General features: G+C 64.5%; 16 protein-coding genes. 6 read left to right on the top strand and 10 right to left on the bottom strand.

Translation table 11 applies throughout. The features are described from left to right. Nucleotides 1-6: 6 nt before the first annotated feature. The 5 genes from KAK11_RS12975 to KAK11_RS12955 are packed head-to-tail and all read right to left on the bottom strand — an operon-like array spanning nucleotide 7 to nucleotide 2,314. Entirely contained in the window at nucleotides 7-438 is a 432-nt protein-coding gene (locus KAK11_RS12975; protein ID WP_210809553.1) for a bactofilin family protein, read from the bottom strand. Beyond that, entirely contained in the window at nucleotides 431-1,000 is a 570-nt protein-coding gene (locus KAK11_RS12970) for a hypothetical protein (RefSeq protein WP_210809552.1), read from the bottom strand. Before KAK11_RS12970 ends, KAK11_RS12975 begins: the two co-directional genes overlap by 8 nt. Next, a complete protein-coding gene (locus KAK11_RS12965) occupies nucleotides 984-1,523 on the bottom strand; it encodes a bactofilin family protein (RefSeq protein ID WP_210809551.1) in 540 nt (179 codons plus the stop codon). The genes KAK11_RS12970 and KAK11_RS12965 overlap by 17 nt, the downstream gene beginning before the upstream one ends. 14 nt (nucleotides 1,524-1,537) lie before the next feature. After that, nucleotides 1,538-1,963, bottom strand: a complete 426-nt coding sequence (locus KAK11_RS12960) for a bactofilin family protein (protein WP_210809550.1) — start codon at nucleotides 1,961-1,963, stop codon at nucleotides 1,538-1,540. Between the two features lie 36 nt (nucleotides 1,964-1,999). Next, on the bottom strand, nucleotides 2,000-2,314 hold the full coding sequence (locus KAK11_RS12955; protein ID WP_210809549.1) for a hypothetical protein: 315 nt from the start codon (nucleotides 2,312-2,314) through the stop codon (nucleotides 2,000-2,002). Nucleotides 2,315-2,720: 406 nt separating this feature from the next. Here KAK11_RS12955 and KAK11_RS12950 point away from each other — a divergent pair, with 406 nt between their 5' ends. Beyond that, nucleotides 2,721-4,070 carry an MFS transporter gene (locus KAK11_RS12950; protein ID WP_246498859.1) on the top strand — a complete coding sequence of 450 codons (1,350 nt, stop codon included), beginning with the start codon at nucleotides 2,721-2,723 and terminating at the stop codon, nucleotides 4,068-4,070. A gap of 9 nt (nucleotides 4,071-4,079) precedes the next feature. Here the strand turns inward: KAK11_RS12950 and ugpQ are convergent, their stop codons facing one another. The 5 genes from ugpQ to ugpB form a co-directional block, all read right to left on the bottom strand. Beyond that, nucleotides 4,080-4,841 (bottom strand): glycerophosphodiester phosphodiesterase, encoded by a 762-nt coding sequence (gene ugpQ, locus KAK11_RS12945; RefSeq protein ID WP_210809548.1) that lies wholly within the window; start codon nucleotides 4,839-4,841, stop codon nucleotides 4,080-4,082. After that, on the bottom strand, nucleotides 4,838-5,941 hold the full coding sequence (locus KAK11_RS12940; protein WP_210809547.1) for a sn-glycerol-3-phosphate import ATP-binding protein UgpC: 1,104 nt from the start codon (nucleotides 5,939-5,941) through the stop codon (nucleotides 4,838-4,840). Before KAK11_RS12940 ends, ugpQ begins: the two co-directional genes overlap by 4 nt. A gap of 1 nt (nucleotide 5,942) precedes the next feature. Next, complete coding sequence (gene ugpE / locus KAK11_RS12935) at nucleotides 5,943-6,797, bottom strand: sn-glycerol-3-phosphate ABC transporter permease UgpE (RefSeq protein ID WP_210809546.1); 855 nt, start codon at nucleotides 6,795-6,797, stop codon at nucleotides 5,943-5,945. A 9-nt stretch (nucleotides 6,798-6,806) separates the two neighbouring features. Continuing rightward, a complete protein-coding gene (gene ugpA, locus KAK11_RS12930) occupies nucleotides 6,807-7,688 on the bottom strand; it encodes a sn-glycerol-3-phosphate ABC transporter permease UgpA (protein ID WP_210809545.1) in 882 nt (293 codons plus the stop codon). Nucleotides 7,689-7,770: 82 nt separating this feature from the next. Continuing rightward, nucleotides 7,771-9,081 (bottom strand): sn-glycerol-3-phosphate ABC transporter substrate-binding protein UgpB, encoded by a 1,311-nt coding sequence (gene ugpB / locus KAK11_RS12925; RefSeq protein ID WP_210809544.1) that lies wholly within the window; start codon nucleotides 9,079-9,081, stop codon nucleotides 7,771-7,773. 294 nt (nucleotides 9,082-9,375) lie between these two features. On the opposite strand from ugpB, the gene KAK11_RS12920 reads away from it, so the two are divergent. The 5 genes from KAK11_RS12920 (at nucleotide 9,376) to galE (ending at nucleotide 16,046) form a co-directional block, all read left to right on the top strand. Beyond that, complete coding sequence (locus KAK11_RS12920; RefSeq protein ID WP_210809543.1) at nucleotides 9,376-13,320, top strand: DUF3683 domain-containing protein; 3,945 nt, start codon at nucleotides 9,376-9,378, stop codon at nucleotides 13,318-13,320. Then, nucleotides 13,320-13,796 (top strand): HIT family protein, encoded by a 477-nt coding sequence (locus KAK11_RS12915; protein ID WP_210809542.1) that lies wholly within the window; start codon nucleotides 13,320-13,322, stop codon nucleotides 13,794-13,796. The genes KAK11_RS12920 and KAK11_RS12915 overlap by 1 nt, the downstream gene beginning before the upstream one ends. Continuing rightward, complete coding sequence (locus KAK11_RS12910; RefSeq protein WP_210809541.1) at nucleotides 13,793-14,194, top strand: gamma-butyrobetaine hydroxylase family protein; 402 nt, start codon at nucleotides 13,793-13,795, stop codon at nucleotides 14,192-14,194. Before KAK11_RS12915 ends, KAK11_RS12910 begins: the two co-directional genes overlap by 4 nt. A gap of 17 nt (nucleotides 14,195-14,211) precedes the next feature. Continuing rightward, the gene (ubiE, locus tag KAK11_RS12905) at nucleotides 14,212-14,943 is read left to right on the top strand and encodes a bifunctional demethylmenaquinone methyltransferase/2-methoxy-6-polyprenyl-1,4-benzoquinol methylase UbiE (protein WP_210809540.1); all 732 of its coding nucleotides are present in this window, start codon (nucleotides 14,212-14,214) and stop codon (nucleotides 14,941-14,943) included. 86 nt (nucleotides 14,944-15,029) lie between these two features. Continuing rightward, on the top strand, nucleotides 15,030-16,046 hold the full coding sequence (galE, locus tag KAK11_RS12900) for a UDP-glucose 4-epimerase GalE (RefSeq protein ID WP_310737798.1): 1,017 nt from the start codon (nucleotides 15,030-15,032) through the stop codon (nucleotides 16,044-16,046). Nucleotides 16,047-16,072 lie beyond the last annotated feature (26 nt).

Here is a 16,072-nt window from a genome sequence, read left to right as displayed (position 1 = left end):
TGCGTTTCAGCGTGAGCCGGTGCCTTCGGCGGTGCGCAGCTCCAGGTCGCCCCGGAACTCGACCTTGCCGCGCAGCTTGGCGCGCGGGTGGATGTCCAGCAGCGCGTCGTAGAGCGCGTCGCCCAGCAAGGTGGCGGTGCCGGTGATCTCCAGGGTTTTGCGCGCCATCAGCGTGCCGCGCACCTGGCCTTCGAGCAGGATGTGATCGGCTTCGATGGTGGTGTTGTCGATCAGGCCGGTGGGGCCGATGTGCACGGTGCCGCCGTTGGCAAAGCTGATATTGCCTTTGAGCACGCCGTCAATTTTGAGGCCGAGGTCTTCGCGCGAACTGAAGTTGCCCTCAAAGACTGCGCCTTCGGCGATCAGGCTGGAGATGTTGTTCAGCTGCTCGGCCGGCACCAGGCGTGCAGGGGGCCGATGGTTGTCATGGTTACTCACTGGAGTCTCTCCTGTTATCGACGCTGAATTCCGCCGGTTGGGGCGGTTTTGATTTTGCCCGAGTTGGGCGTGGTCTCGGTGTTTCGACACGGTCATCCAAACGCAAGATCAGAGGGGGGCCGGGCGGGAAATCCAAAGGGGAGGCCGCAGGCGCGCTGGCCACTGGGGCTGGTGTCGGAGCGACCACAGGGGCCACCACGGCGGTTGGCGCTGAGGGTGCTTCGGCCACGCTAGGCGCTGGTGCGGGCTTGGCTACAGGCTCTTCCACCGGTGCCTTGCCCAGCACGCTGGCTGCGGCGGCCCGCACGGCAGCACTGTCGGGCTTGCTCAGTTCAGGCTTTTCTTGGCTGGGCCAGAAGAACCAAATCAAGACCGCCGCCAGCGCGAGCCACACCGGCCACGCCTTCTCCCAGGCACGGCCCAAGCCCCAGACCGTCCAGCGCCAAGCCAGCCGACGCATGGCCACGCGCTTGCCTCGCTTGGTGGAGCGAGCCAGTGCCGCGCGGCGCAGCTCTTCAGCCGCCAGGGGTTGGATGGGAGGGCGTTCAGCCCGCGCTGCCATCCGCGTCCGCGCGCACTCGTTCCAGCTGCGCGTTCAGATCGGCGCCATTGACCTGCAGGTGCGTATAGCGAATGCGCCCGGTCACGCTGGCCGTGCCGTGCAAGGACACCTTGCCGCCGGGCGCGTCCAACAAGCCGTTGGTGCGGCCCAGCACCGAGATATTGCGGGCCGAGATGTCGCCTTCCACCACACCGGTTTCGGTGACGGTGACATGGCCGTTGGCTGGGGCCGGCAAGCTGAGCTGGCCCGTGACCTCACCGGCCACCGTCAAAGAGCCCACCACCACGGCAGAGCCGGAGAACTCCATGCCCCGCGCCAGTGTGGAGTGGCGCAGCGCCCCCCCTTGCGAGGCCAAGCCTTGCAGCGAGGGCGCCAACACGGGCACGCGGCCGACTTCAGGCATGGTGTGGCCCAGCGCGACCTTGGGCGGGCCGTCTTGCAGCTCGCCAGGTTGGGTGCGTTGGTGGTCGTCTGAAAGGCCACCGGCTGCGGTGTCTTCTGAGTCTTGGGGCAAATCGTTCACGTCTGGGTGCCCGTTCAAGGCCGGTTCAGAACCGGCAAGGATTGATTGGAGCGCAAGGTGCGGAAAGGCCCTTGCAGGGTCGCACCATCATACATACGCAGTCGATGCGCCATGATGGTGCCGGTGGAGACACCGGTGCTGGAGACATAGACCGTGCCGTGGCACTCCAAGGTGGTGTGCGGATCGATCTCGTCCGTCACCCCGCCCAGGTGGCCCAGCAGGTAAACATCGCCAAAAACTTTGTACTTGCCAATGAGCTGGCCGGTCGGCCAGACCACCAGTCGGCCGGCCACTTCACCGCGGCCGCTCAAAGAGCCCTGCAGCAGCAAGCCACCTTTGAAATGCAATTGCTCGCCTGAGACCGAGGAGCCCGCGGCGACTCGGTTGACGATGTTGAGCTTCACTGGGTCAATGACCAGTGTGTCCTGCGATGCATCCAAAGTATGTGTCCCGGGTCAGCCAGAAAGGTGAGGAGTTCAGAGAGGCCACCAGCGAGTGGCCACCACCAGCAGGGCAGACCAAGCCAGCAGGCCGCCCACCACCAGCGCACGCCGCCAATTGCGCAGGCCGGGCAGCGACACCGGCTTGCCGGCAATGGCCCGGGCGGGGTCTTTGGCCAACAAGCTTTGGGCGGCGATGCCCACCAGCATGGGCTTGTCCTTGAGCATGTCCAGCATCACGCCGCGTTTGGGCTGCCGCCGCACAGTGGCCGAACGCCCCAACTGCACCACGGCGGTGGGGCCCACCACATGTTCGGTGAAGTAGAGGTCCATGGGGTCGGTGGAATCCATGCCACGGATTATCACGGAGACACGCGCTCTCCCACCATTGGTGCTTGCCTGCCGTGGGGGGCCGCTGTTAGGATGCCACGCACATCTCACATTCTTGGACCCACCATGAACACCCCCTTCCACCCCACCGCACTGCACCCAGCGTTTTCGCTGTGGGCGGCGTGTGCGCGTGGTGCGATGGCGGGCACCGGTGTGGTACCCCGCATTCGCTCCCGGCGATCCGGACCCTGACTCTGTTGTTTTGCTTCTGAGTCCAGGCCCCGGTCACCACGGCGGCAAGTAGGACCAGAGGCCCCCTTCTTCCGCAGCGCTCACCCCGTGGCCCATCTTGCAGAGGCGCCGCACCGGAGCCCATGCCCTTTCCAAGCCCACAAGGCTTGAGTTCGAGTTGAGGGAGAACCTTGTGTTGAATGTTTTGAATGGGGCCGTCGTCGCGCTCGGGGCCAAGGCCCGGGCCGCCCTGACCCTGTCGCCCACCGACTTACTGCGAGACGCGGTCTATCGCCGCCTGTGGACTTCCATCCTCATCAGCTCCTTCGGCGGCCAAGTCAGCATGCTGGCCCTGCCGCTGACGGCGGCCGTGCTGCTGCAGGCCACGCCCACCCAAATGGGCTGGTTGCTGGCCGCTGAACTGCTGCCCTTTGTGCTTTTTTCTCTGCCCGCAGGGGTGTGGCTGGACCGTGTGCTCAAGCTGCCCGTCTACATCTTTGGCGAAGCCTTGCTCGGTGTGGCCCTGGCCACCGTGCCGCTGGCGTGGTGGCTGGGTTGGCTCAATATGGGCTGGTTGTATGCCGTTGGCTTCGCCATTGGCGCGGTGCACACCACCGCAGGCTCGGCCGCGCAAATCGTGCTGACACAAGTGGTGCCCCGCGAGCGGCTGGTCGAGGCTCATGCCAAGAACGCACTGGCCAGCTCGGGGGCCGAGGTGGCGGGCCCGGGCGTTGCCGGCGCTTTGATCCGCTTTCTCGGCGCCCCGGTGGCCTTGCTGGTGGACGCAGTGATGCTGGCCATCTCGGCGTGGATCTTGCGCGGCGTGAAGGTCCACGAGCAGCGCAAAGAGGTGCCAAAAGGCGAAGGCTGGCGGCGCTTTCGGGCTGACCTGATGGAAGGCCTGCGCTTTGTGCGTCAACAACCGCTGCTGATCGCCATGGCCACCTGCGTGGGCGTGTGGCAGATGTGCCATCAGGCGGCCCTGGTGGTGCAAATCCTCTTCGCGACTCGTACGCTCAATATGAGCGAGCAAGCCATCGGCTTGTCTTACATCGCTTTGGGCGTGGGCACCGTGTCGGCCAGTGTGCTGGGCCACCGCATCAGCGCGCGCATCGGGCCTGGGCCTTGCCTGATCCTGGGCTGGTTCATCACCGCTTTGGGCTGGCTGCTGCTGGCGGTGGCGCCAGTAGGCACCCTGGGCGTGTGGATGTTCGGGCTGATGCTCTCGCTCTTCGGCGTGGGCGCGGTGCTGATCTTCATCAACTTCATCTCACTGCGCCAAGCCGTGACGCCCGAGCCCATGCTGGGCCGCATGACCAGCACCGTGCGCTGGCTCATCCTGTTGCCTGCTGGCCCGGGCGCCCTGATCGGTGGCTGGTTGGGAGAGCACGTGGACCTGCGCGCCTCACTGGCCTTTGCCGGCTGCACTTGCTTGCTGATGTGCGCAGTGGCCTGGCACTGGCCGGTGATCCGCGGCGTCAAAGTGCTGCCCAAGCCGCAAGACACGGTGCCGGGCACGCAGGTGGTGGATGAGGCGACGACGTGAGCGAGCTGCTCATCCCGGCGAAAACTTGTCCACCGCATCCGTGATGATCCCGTCAATGCCCAGCTTCAGCAGGCGCTGTGCCTCAGCTTCATCGTTGACGGTGTAGACCAGGGCTCGCATGCCGGCAGTGTGGAGTTTCTTGATCAGCGTCTGATCCATTAAGGCGTAGTTGGTGATCACGGCTGCGCAGTCCAGCGCCTGGGCGGCGGGCCACCAGCCGTCCCAGAGGGTGTCGACCAGCAAGGCCCGGGGCAGGTGGGGCGCGGTGGCTTGAGCGGCCTGCAGGGCTTCGGGCCTGAATGAGCTGAGCACCGGTGTTTGGGCGGGTGTGGCGCCTGCCCAGAGCTGAGCCACTGCTTGCGCCACAAGACGGCCGGTGTGGGCCTCGTCGCCCGGCGTCGGCTTGATCTCCAAATCCAGCCCGAAGCCATTGCGGCGCAGGAAAGCAGCAACCGCCTGCAGCGAGGGCAGGGGCTCGCCCGCATAGGCGCGGCTGTGCCAGCCGCCGGCATCGACCTGCGACAAGTGGTGCCAGGCGTGCTGTTTGGCCAAGCCGCGCTGGGGTGTGGTGCGGTCCAAGGTGGCGTCGTGCAGCAAAAAGGGCACGTCGTCCGCCGAGAGTTTGACGTCGCACTCAAAGGCGCTGTAGCCGTATCGGGCGCCTTCGCGAAAGGCCGCCAGCGTGTTCTCGGGGGCCAGCTTGCCTGCACCGCGGTGGGCGATCCACAGCGGCAGCGGCCAATCAGCCGGGGCAACTTTAAAGCTCGTCATGAGACGCTGGCCTCCACACGCTGCTGGGTGCTGGCGTCAAACCAATGCACATGGTGCGCGGCGGCATGCAGGTGCACGGTGTCGCCGGCTTTGGGCGCCGGGTCGGTGCTGTCAATGCGCACGGTGAAGGTGCTGCTGGCGCCCGTGCTGTGGCCGATGGTGCCATGCACCAATCGCTCGGCGCCCAGCATCTCTACCAAGTGAACCTGCAGGGGCCAGCCTGTGCCGTCGGTGCTGGCGGGCTGGATCTGGGCATGCTCGGGCCGCAGGCCCAGGATCAGGTCACCGATGCGCGGTGCTGCCGCCGGCAAGGGCAGGTGGGTGCCGTTGACTTGGAAGGCTTCGTGCAACGCGCTGCCGCGCAGCAGGTTCATGGGTGGTGAGCCGATGAAACTGGCCACAAAGGTGGTGGCTGGGCGGGCATAGACCTCTTCGGGGGTGCCGATCTGCTCCATACGGCCGCCGTTCATCACGATCATGCGTTGGGCCAGGGTCATGGCCTCGACCTGGTCGTGGGTCACGAAGAGGCTGGTCACGCCCAGTTCGGCATGCAGCTTCTGGATCTCCAGCCGGGTCTGAGCGCGCAGCTTGGCGTCGAGGTTAGAGAGCGGCTCGTCAAACAAAAACACCTGGGGCTGGCGCACAATGGCTCGGCCCATGGCCACACGCTGGCGCTGGCCGCCAGAGAGCTGGCGCGGCTTGCGGTCGAGCAGAGCGCCCAGCTCCAAAATCTTGGCGGCCTTTTGGACGCGCTGCTCGATCTCAGCCTTGGGTTTGCCGGCAATCTTCAGGCCATAGGCCATGTTGTCGTACACGCTCATGTGCGGGTAGAGCGCATAGTTCTGAAACACCATGGCGATGTCGCGCTCGGCAGGCTCCAGGGTGTTGACCACGCGGGGGCCAATCGCGATCTCGCCGCCGGTGATTTCCTCCAAGCCCGCCACCATGCGCAGCAGCGTGCTCTTGCCGCAGCCCGAGGGGCCGACGATGACGATGAACTCGCCGTCGGTGATTTCAGCGTTAACGCCATGGATGACCTTGTTGGCGCCCGCGCCACGGCCGTAAGTCTTCTCGACTGCACGAAGGGAAATGCTTGCCATCTTATTTCTCGGTATCCACCAGGCCCTTGACGAACCACTTTTGCATCAGGATCACCACCGCCGCTGGCGGCAACATGGCCAACATGGCCGTGGCCATCACCACATTCCACTCGGTGTAGGACTCACCGGCGATCAGGCGCTTGATGCCCATCACCACGGGATACATGCCCTCGTTGGTGGTCACCAGCAGCGGCCAGAGGTATTGGTTCCAGCCGTAAATGAACTGGATCACGAAGAGCGCGGCGATGCTGGTGGTGGAGAGCGGCAGCAGCACGTCTTTGAAAAAGCGCGGCGGGCCTGCGCCGTCGATGCGCGCGGCCTCCACCAACTCATCAGGCACGGTCAAAAAGAACTGCCGGAAGAGAAAGGTGGCGGTGGCCGAGGCGATGAGCGGCACCGTCAGTCCCGCGTAGCTGTTGAGCATGCCCAACTGCGACACCACCTCGTAGGTCGGGCCAATGCGCACCTCGACCGGCAGCATCAGCGTCACAAAAATCATCCAGAACACCAGGCCGCGCAGCGGAAAGCGGAAGTAGACGATGGCAAACGCCGACAGCAGCGAGATGATGATCTTGCCGACGGCAATGACCAAGGCGCTGATCAGGCTGGTGAGCATCATGGGCGCAGCCGCCGGCAGCTCGCTGCCAAAGTCGTTCTTGCCGCCAAACAGCGCGCGTTGGTAGGTCTCAAGCCCATGCCCACCAGGGATCAGTGACAGCGGGCGGCTCTGCGCAATGACCTCAGCGGTTTGGGTCGAGGCCACAAAGGTCAGGTAGATGGGAAAGGCGACGATGAGCACCCCCAAGATGAGCACGAGGTGCGCCATCAAGGTGGCGATGGGGCGACGTTCAATCATGGGCAGCCTTCAATACTGAACCTTACGCTCGACAAAGCGGAACTGCACCACCGTCAGCGCCACCACGATGACCATCAACACCACCGACTGCGCGGCCGAGCCGCCCATGTCTAGGGCCTTGAAGCCGTCGTAGTAAACCTTGTAGACCAAGATCGCCGTGTCCTTGCCCGGCCCGCCCTGCGTGGCGGCATCCACAATGGCAAAGGTGTCGAAAAACGCGTAGACGATGTTGATCACCAGCAGGAAGAACGCGGTGGGGGAGAGCAGCGGGAACTGCACCGTCCAAAAGCGCTTCCAAGGCCCGGCGCCGTCCATGGCGGCAGCCTCGATCAGCGATTTGGGAATGGCTTGCAAGCCGGCCAGAAAGAAGAGGAAGTTGTAGGAGATTTGCTTCCACACGGCGGCCAGCACGATCAGCGTCATGGCCTGCCCGCTATTGAGCAGGTGGTTCCAGTCCACGCCCATCAGGCCCAAGGCATGGCTGACCACGCCCATGCCTGGCGCAAACATGAACATCCACAGCACGCCGGCCACCACGGGGGCCACGGCATAGGGCCAGACCAGCAGGGTCTTATAGAGCCGCGCGCCCTTGACCACGCGGTCGGCCATCACCGCCAGCAGCAGCGAGAGAGACAAGCCACACACCGCCACCAGCAGCGAAAACACCGCGGTGGTTTTGAAGGAGGCCAAGTAGCTGGCATCGGCCCACAGGCGCTTGAAGTTCTCTAGGCCGACAAACTCGGTGCTGGTGCCAAAGGCGTCTTGCTGCAGCACGCTTTGCCACAAGGCCTGGCCCGCAGGCCAAAAGAAGAACACCAGCACGATGGCCATCTGCGGCGCGATCAGCACCCAGGGCAGCCAGCGCGAGCGGAACAGGACTCGTTTTTCCATACGCTTCAAAGTCAACGGGGCGCCTTTCCTTAGGCGCCCCGTGGGTCACGGCCTCAGAGACTGGTCAGCCCCTTGAGCAATCTTACATTTTTGCAGTCTTCTCAAACCGCTCAAGTTGCTCGTTGCCGCGGGTGATGGCGGCATCCAGGGCCTCTTTGGCGCCCTTCTTGCCGGCCCACACGCCTTCCAACTCTTCGTCGATGAGGGTGCGGATCTGCACAAAGTTGCCCAAGCGCACGCCGCGCGACTTGTCGGTGGTCTTGCGGATCATCTGCGTCACCGAGACATCTGTGCCGGGGTTCTCTTTGTAGAAGCCGGACTTGTCGGTCATCTCAAACGAGGCCTTGGTCACCGGCAGGTAGCCGGTGCGCTGGTGGCTCTTGGCCGCCACATCGGTTTGCGACAGATAAGCAAAGAAAGCGGCCACGCCCTTGTACTCGGGGGCCTTCTTGCCGCTCATCACCCACAGGCTGGCGCCGCCGATCACGGTGTTTTGGGGCGCGCCCGGCACATCGGGGTAGTAGGGCAGGGTGCCAATGCCGGCTGCAAACTTGGCATTGCGCTTGACATTGCCGTAGAGCGCCGAGGAGCCCGTCATCATGGCGCATTCGCCCGAGACAAAAGTGCCATCAGCGGCATTGCCCCGGCCTTTGTAGACGAACAGGCCTTGCTTGGCCATATTGCCCAGGTTCTCGATGTGGCGCACATGCAGCGGGGTGTTGAAGGCCAGCCGGGCGTCCAAGCCGCCAAAGCCGTTGTTCTTGGTGGCAAACAGGGTGTTGTGCCACGCCGAGAAGCTCTCCAGTTGTGTCCAGCTGATCCAGGACGTGGTGTACGGGCACTTGTGGCCGCTGGCCTTGAGCTTGGCCGCGGCCAGGGCCACCTCAGGCCAGGTGGTGGGTGGCTTGTTCGGGTTCAGGCCGGCGGCCTTGAAGGCGTCTTTGTTGTAGTGGAAGACGGGGGTGGAGCTGTTGAAGGGGAAGCTCAGCATCTGCCCATTGGGAGCGGTGTAGTAGCCCGCCACGGCCGGCACATAGGCAGCGGGGTCAAACTTCTGCCCGGCTTCCTTCATCACCTCGGCCACCGGCTTGATGGCGCCCTTGGAGGCCATCATGGTGGCGGTGCCCACCTCAAACACCTGCAGGATGTGCGGTGCATTGCCGGCGCGGAAAGCGGCAATCGCGGCGGTCATGGACTCGTCATAGCTGCCTTTGAAGGTCGGCACGATCTTGACGTCCTTCTGGCTGGCATTGAAGTCCTTGGCCAGGTCGTTCACCCATTCCCCCAGGGCGCCGCCCATGGAGTGCCACCATTGCACCTCCACTTGGGCAAAGGCGGGCTGGGCCAAGCCGGCTGCGGCCACGGCCGCCAGGGCGAGAAGACGTTTTTGCATGGAATCTCCGTAAAAAGTAGCACCGCCCAAGACGGTTGACCGCGGCAGTGTCGCCAATGTTGGTGACAGAACGGTGTTGTCGCATGACTTGAGGCCCCAGCCGCCCAGGGATTTCCCGGCCACACCACTGGCGCCAAAAGAGGGGCCGGTGTGTCCTTGCCCACAGGGTGGTTTGCTGCACTGCGGTAGGATTCACCCTCGCCGCTTCCTCCTTTGCACCTTAGCCCGTGCTCTCTGACAGGTTGGCTCCCTCCCAAGCCCGCTGGGTGGCGGAGGCCAGGCCGCCTGCCCGCCATGAACGCACCGCAGTCCCTCACCGCCCTCCAAGCCGCCGCTGGCGCCCATGACGCCGAGGCGCCACGCCTGCGCGAGATCCCCTACAACTACACCTCGCTGTCCGATCGCGAGATCGTGCTGCGGCTGTTGGGCTCTCGGGCCTGGGACTTGCTGAACCTGCTGCGCGAAGAGCGCCGCACGGGCCGCTCGGCCCGCATGCTCTACGAGGTCTTGGGCGATATCTGGGTGGTGCAGCGCAACCCGTATCTGGAAGACGACCTGCTGGACAACCCCAAGCGGCGCGACCTGCTGATCGAGGCCCTGCAACACCGTCTGGGCGAGGTGCAAAAGCGCCGCAAGCCCGAGGCCGATGCCGTGCGTGACGCCTATGTGGGCGAGTTGCTGGCGCTCGCCCAGGGCGCGGTGCAGCGCTTTGCCGACCGCTTTGTCGATGTACTGCTGCTGCGCGGCCGCTGCCGCAAGCTCTTGGGCCGGCACACCGCCAAAGACAACATCAAGTTCGATGGGCTGTCGCGCGTGTCACACGTGACCGACGCCACCGACTGGCGCGTCGAATACCCCTTTGTGGTGCTGACCCCCGACACCGAGGCCGAAATGGCCCATCTGGTGGCGGCCTGTGTGGAGCTCGGCCTGACCATCATCCCGCGCGGCGGTGGCACCGGCTACACCGGCGGCGCGGTGCCGCTGACCTGGAAGAGCGCGGTCATCAACACCGAAAAGCTCGAGCAGATGACCGAGGTCGAGCTGATCGAGCTGCCCGGTGTGGCCCAGCCCGTGCCCACCATTTGGACGGGTGCCGGCGTGGTGACCCAGCGGGTGTCGGACGCCGCCGAGCGCGCCGGTTTTGTGTTTGCGGTGGACCCGACCAGTGCCGAAGCCTCCTGCGTGGGCGGCAATATCGCGATGAATGCCGGGGGCAAGAAGGCGGTGCTTTGGGGCACGGCGCTGGACAACCTGGCCTCGTGGAAGATGGTCACCCCGCAAGCCACTTGGCTGGAAGTGGTGCGCCTGGACCACAACCTGGGCAAGATCCACGATGTAGCGGTGGCCAGCTTTGAGCTGCGCCACTATGACGCCAGCGGCAAAGTGCCGCAGCGCACCGAGCGCCTGGACATCCCGGGCCGCGTCTTCCGCAAAGAAGGCCTGGGCAAGGACGTCACCGACAAGTTTTTGGCCGGCCTGCCCGGCATTCAGAAAGAAGGCTGTGACGGCCTGATCACCAGCGCGCGTTGGGTGGTGCACCGCATGCCCAAGCAAACCCGCACGGTCTGTTTAGAGTTCTTTGGCAACCCCAAGGAATGCGTGCCGTCCATTGTCGAGATCAAGAACTTCATGTTCGAGGAGATGAAAAGGCCAGCAGGGGCCATCCTCGCCGGCCTGGAGCATCTGGACGACCGCTACCTCAAGGCCGTGGGCTATGCCACCAAGAGCAAGCGCGGTGGGCTGCCCAAGATGGTGCTGATCGGCGACATCGTGGGCGACGACGAAGACGCCGTGGCCCGTGCCACCAGCGAAGTGATCCGCCTGGCCAATGGCCGCTCGGGCGAGGGCTTTGTGGCCGTCTCGGCCGAAGCCCGCAAAAAATTCTGGCTCGACCGCAAGCGCACGGCGGCCATCTCCAAGCACACCAACGCCTTCAAGGTGAATGAGGACGTGGTGATCCCGCTGGAGCGCATGGGCGAATACACCCTGGGCATTGAGCGGATCAATATCGAGCTGAGCTTGCGCAACAAGATCGCGCTGGCCGACAAGCTCAGCGCCTTCTTTGGCAGCGGCCATTTGCCCCTGGGCAATACTGATGACCCCAGCGATGTGCCCAGCGCCGAGGTGCTGGACGAGCGCTGCCAACGCGCTCTGGCGCTCATTGCTGAAGCCCGCCAGCAGTGGCAGCAGTGGATGGACGGGCTGGACGTGGTGCAGCCCGGGGTGGACGGCCAAGCCGGCCGCAGCTTCTTTGACCAAATCCAAGACCAAAGCCTGCGCGCCTCTTGGAAGCGCCAGATCTTGAAGCCCCTGCAAACCGTGTTTGCCGGCGCGGTGTTTGCGCCCGTGCTGGAGGCCTGCAAGGCCCTGCACAAAGAGGTGTTGCGCGGCCGCGTGTGGGTGGCGCTGCACATGCATGCCGGTGACGGCAATGTGCACACCAACATCCCCGTCAACTCCGACAACTACGAGATGCTGCAAACCGCCCATGAGGCGGTGGGCCGCATCATGGTGTTGGCCCGCAGCTTGAACGGTGTGATCTCGGGCGAGCATGGCATTGGCATCACCAAGCTGGAGTTTTTGAGCGACGAGGAGTTGGCCAACTTCACCGCCTACAAGGCCAAGGTCGACCCGGAAGGCCGCTTCAACAAGGGCAAGCTGCTGCGCGGTGCAGCGCTCACCGGCCTGGGGCCGGATGTGCATGCGGCCGACTTGAGCCATGCCTACACGCCCAGCTTTGGGCTGATGGGGCATGAGTCGCTGATCATGCAGCAGAGTGACATTGGCGACATTGCCAACTCCGTCAAAGACTGCCTGCGCTGCGGCAAGTGCAAGCCGGTCTGCGCCACCCATGTGCCGCGTGCCAACCTGCTCTACAGCCCGCGCAACAAGATCCTGGCCACTTCGCTCTTGGTTGAAGCCTTTTTGTACGAGGAGCAAACCCGCCGCGGCGTGTCCATCAAGCACTGGGAAGAGTTTGAAGACGTGGCCGACCACTGCACGGTCTGCCACAAGTGCTTCAACCCCTGCCCGGTGAAGATCGACTTTGGCGATGTCTCCATGAACATGCGCAACCTGCTGCGCAAGATGGGGCAAAAGAGCTTCCGCCCTGGCAATGCGGCGGCCATGCTGATGCTCAACGCCACCAACCCGCAGACCATCAAGATGGCCCGCGCGGCCATGGTGGGCGTGGGCATGAAGGCCCAGCGTTTGGCGCACGATGTGCTCAAGCTGGCCGCGCGCAAGCAAACCAGTGCGCCGCCGGCCACGGTGGGCACCGCGCCCATCAAAGAGCAGGTCATTCACTTCATCAACAAAAAGATGCCCGGCGGCCTGCCCAAGAAGACTGCCCGCGCCTTGTTGGACATTGAAGACAAAGACTACGTGCCCATCATCCGCAACCCCGCAGCCACCACGGTGGATTCGGAGGCGGTGTTCTACTTCCCCGGCTGCGGCTCCGAGCGCTTGTTCAGCCAGGTGGGTTTGGCCACGCAGGCCATGCTCTGGCATGCCGGAGTGCAGACGGTGCTGCCGCCGGGCTACCTCTGCTGCGGCTACCCACAACGCGGCTCGGGCCAATTTGATGTAGCCGAGAAGATGATCACCGACAACCGGGTGCTCTTTCACCGCGTGGCCAACACCCTGAACTACCTGGACATCAAGACCGTGGTGGTCTCATGCGGCACCTGCTTTGACCAACTGCAGGGCTACAAGTTTGAGGAGATCTTCCCCGGCTGCCGCATCGTCGACATCCACGAGTTCCTGCTGGAGAAGGGCATCACCTTGCCGCAGGCCAGTCAGCCGGGCGCGGGCGGCTATCTCTATCACGACCCCTGCCACAGCCCCATGAAGCAGCAAGACCCCATGAAGACGGTCAAGGCCTTGGTGGGCGAGGCGGTGGTGCAGTCCGCACGCTGCTGCGGGGAGTCCGGCACACTGGGCGTCAGCCGCCCCGACATCTCCACCCAAGTCCGCTTCCGCAAAGAAGAGGAGATGCGCAAGGCCGAAGCCGAGCTGCGCGCCACCGGTGCCGTGCCCGCGCAAGGCCCGGTGAAGATCCTCACCTCTTGCCCGAGCTGCCTGCAAGGCCTGTCGCGCTATGGCGATGACCTGCAGAACGGCCTGCTGGAAGCCGACTACATCGTCGTCGAGATGGCCAAGCAGATCTTGGGTGAGCAGTGGATGCCTGAGTATGTGCAACGCGCCAATAACGGCGGTATTGAAAGAGTCCTCGTCTGATGGCAAAGCATCCTGGCTGCGAACTCTGCGAGGGCATTCAATCTACCGCCTCGGTGCTGGTGCACTGCGAGGCGGACCTGCGCGTCATCCGCGTGCTGGACGCCCCCGAGTTCCCCGCCTTCTACCGCGTGATCTGGAACGACCATGTGGCCGAGCTGAGTGACCTGACGGATGCCGAGCGCGCACGCTGCATGGCGGCCGTGGTGGCCGTCGAGCGGGTGTTGCGCGCAGCCTTGCAGCCCACCAAGATCAACCTCGCGGCCTTGGGCAATGTGGTGCCGCATCTGCACTGGCATGTGATCGCCCGCTTTGACTGGGACGCCCAGTTTCCTCAGCCCATCTGGGGCCCGCGCCAGCGCACGCCTGAGCCTTCGGCGGCCGAGCGCCTAGCCTGCGATTGGCCTACCCTTGACACACAGGTTCAACAGGCGGTGCACACTGCGCTGACCGCCTTCACCACAGGACAAGCCTCATGAGCAACGCCCCCCATCCCACCGCGCTGACCGTGCACCAAGCCACCCGCGTGCTGGAGATCGCTTTCTCCGATGGCCGTTCGTTCAAGATCCCCTTTGAGCTGATGCGCGTCTACAGCCCGTCGGCCGAGGTGCAAGGCCACGGCCCCGGCCAGGAAGTGCTGCAGACGGGTAAGCGCCATGTCGGCATCAGCGGTGTAGCGCCGGTCGGCAATTACGGCATCCAGCCCACCTTTGACGACGGCCATGAGTCGGGCATCTTCACCTGGGAGACGCTTTACAAGCTGGGCAGCCAGCAAGAGGCGCTGTGGGCCCAGTACGAAGAGCGCTTGCAGGCTGCCGGCGTGGACCGCGACGCGCCCATGGCGCCCAAGGCTGCGTCCGGCTGCGCGTCGCACTGAGAACCAAGGAGCGCCGCATGTCGCAAACGCATTTCGGTTTTGAGACCGTGGACGAGGCCGTCAAGGCCAGCAAGGTCAAAGGGGTGTTCGACTCCGTCGCGTCCAAGTACGACGTGATGAACGACCTGATGTCCATGGGTATGCACCGCGCCTGGAAGGTCTACACCGTGGCCGTGGCCAACCTGCAGCCTGGGCAAAAGGCGCTGGACATTGCGGGCGGTACTGGGGATCTGTCCATGGCTTTTGCCAAAAAGGTCGGCCCCACGGGCATGGTGGTGCACACCGACATCAACGAGGCCATGCTGCGCACCGGCCGCGACCGGCTGCTGGACAAAGGCCTGGCCTTGCCCACCAATCTGTGCGACGCCGAAAAGCTGCCTTACCCAGAAGCCACGTTTGACTTGGTGAGCGTGGCCTTCGGCCTGCGCAACATGACCCACAAAGACGTGGCCCTGGCCGAGATGTGCCGCGTGCTCAAACCAGGCGGCCGGCTGCTGGTGTTGGAGTTCTCCAAGGTGGCGCCTGCGCTGCAAAAGCCTTATGACTGGTACTCCTTCAAGGTGCTGCCGCGCTTGGGCCAGATGGTGGCCGGCGATGCTGAAAGCTACCGTTACTTGGCCGAGTCCATCCGCATGCACCCCGACCAGGCCACGCTCAAAGCCATGATGAAGACAGCCGGCTTTGGCCATGTGGACGTACACAACCTGACCGGCGGAGTGGTCGCGCTGCACGTGGGTATCAAGTGCTGAGCTGGGCTTGAGCGCCGCCTGACAGGCGCTGCGGCCCAGAGCGCCACAGCGCAAAGACAAACGAAGACAAGATGGAGGAAAGAGCTGTGAAGCGTGTGTTGTTGACCGGGGCGACTGGCTATATCGGCTCCCACACCTGGGTGGCGCTCAAGGCCGCAGGTTTTGAGGTCGTGGGCCTGGACGATTTCTCCAACAGCTCGCCCCAAGTGCTGGGCCGGCTGGCCGAGTTGATGGGGGAGACCCCTGTCTTTGTGCAAGGCGATGTCAACGACGGCGCGGCCCTGGACGCGCTGTTTGCGGCCCACGCCATCGACGCGGTGGTGCACTTTGCCGCCTTCAAGGCGGTGGGTGAATCCACCGCCCAGCCGCTCAAGTACTACGCCAACAATATTGGCGGCTTGGTCACCGTGCACCAGGCCATGGCCCGGGCTGGGGTCAAGCACTTTGTGTTCAGCTCCAGCGCCACCGTGTATGGCGAGCCGCAGTTCCTGCCCTACACCGAGGCCCACCCGCTGGCCGCGATGAACGTCTATGGCCGCACCAAGCTGATGGGCGAGCAAATTCTGCGTGACGCTGAAGCCGCCGACCCCGCGCTGAAGGTGGCCTACCTGCGCTACTTCAACCCCGTGGGCGCGCATGAGAGCGGCCGCATCGGCGAAGACCCGCGCGGCGTGCCCAACAACCTCATGCCCTACGTCACCCAAGTCGCGGTGGGCCGCCGCGAGCGCCTGGGCGTGTTCGGCGGCGATTACGACACCCATGACGGCACCGGCGTGCGCGACTATCTGCACGTGATGGACCTGGCCGAAGGCCATGTGGCCGCCGTGTCCTACCTGCTGCGCGAGCAGCAGTCGCTCACCGTCAACCTGGGCACCGGCCAAGGCATCAGCGTGCTGGATCTGGTCAAGGCCTTCGAGCGGGCTTCCGGCCGCCCCATCCCCTACGACATCGCCCCCCGCCGCCCCGGCGACCTGCCCGCCTTCTGGGCCGACGCCACCCTGGCTCGCGAGCGCTTGGGCTGGCAGGCCAGCCGCAGCCTCGACCAAATGTGCGCCGACAGTTGGCGCTGGCAACAGGCCAATCCGCAAGGCTTTGAGGGCTGAGGCGGTGGGCCGACATCCACTCAGCC

This window comes from Ideonella paludis, from assembly GCF_018069865.1.
Classification (GTDB): Bacteria; Pseudomonadota; Gammaproteobacteria; order Burkholderiales; family Burkholderiaceae_C; genus Ideonella; species Ideonella paludis.
The sequence above is the reverse complement of the archived record's forward strand: the minus strand, read 5'-3'. Positions and strand labels throughout refer to the sequence as shown.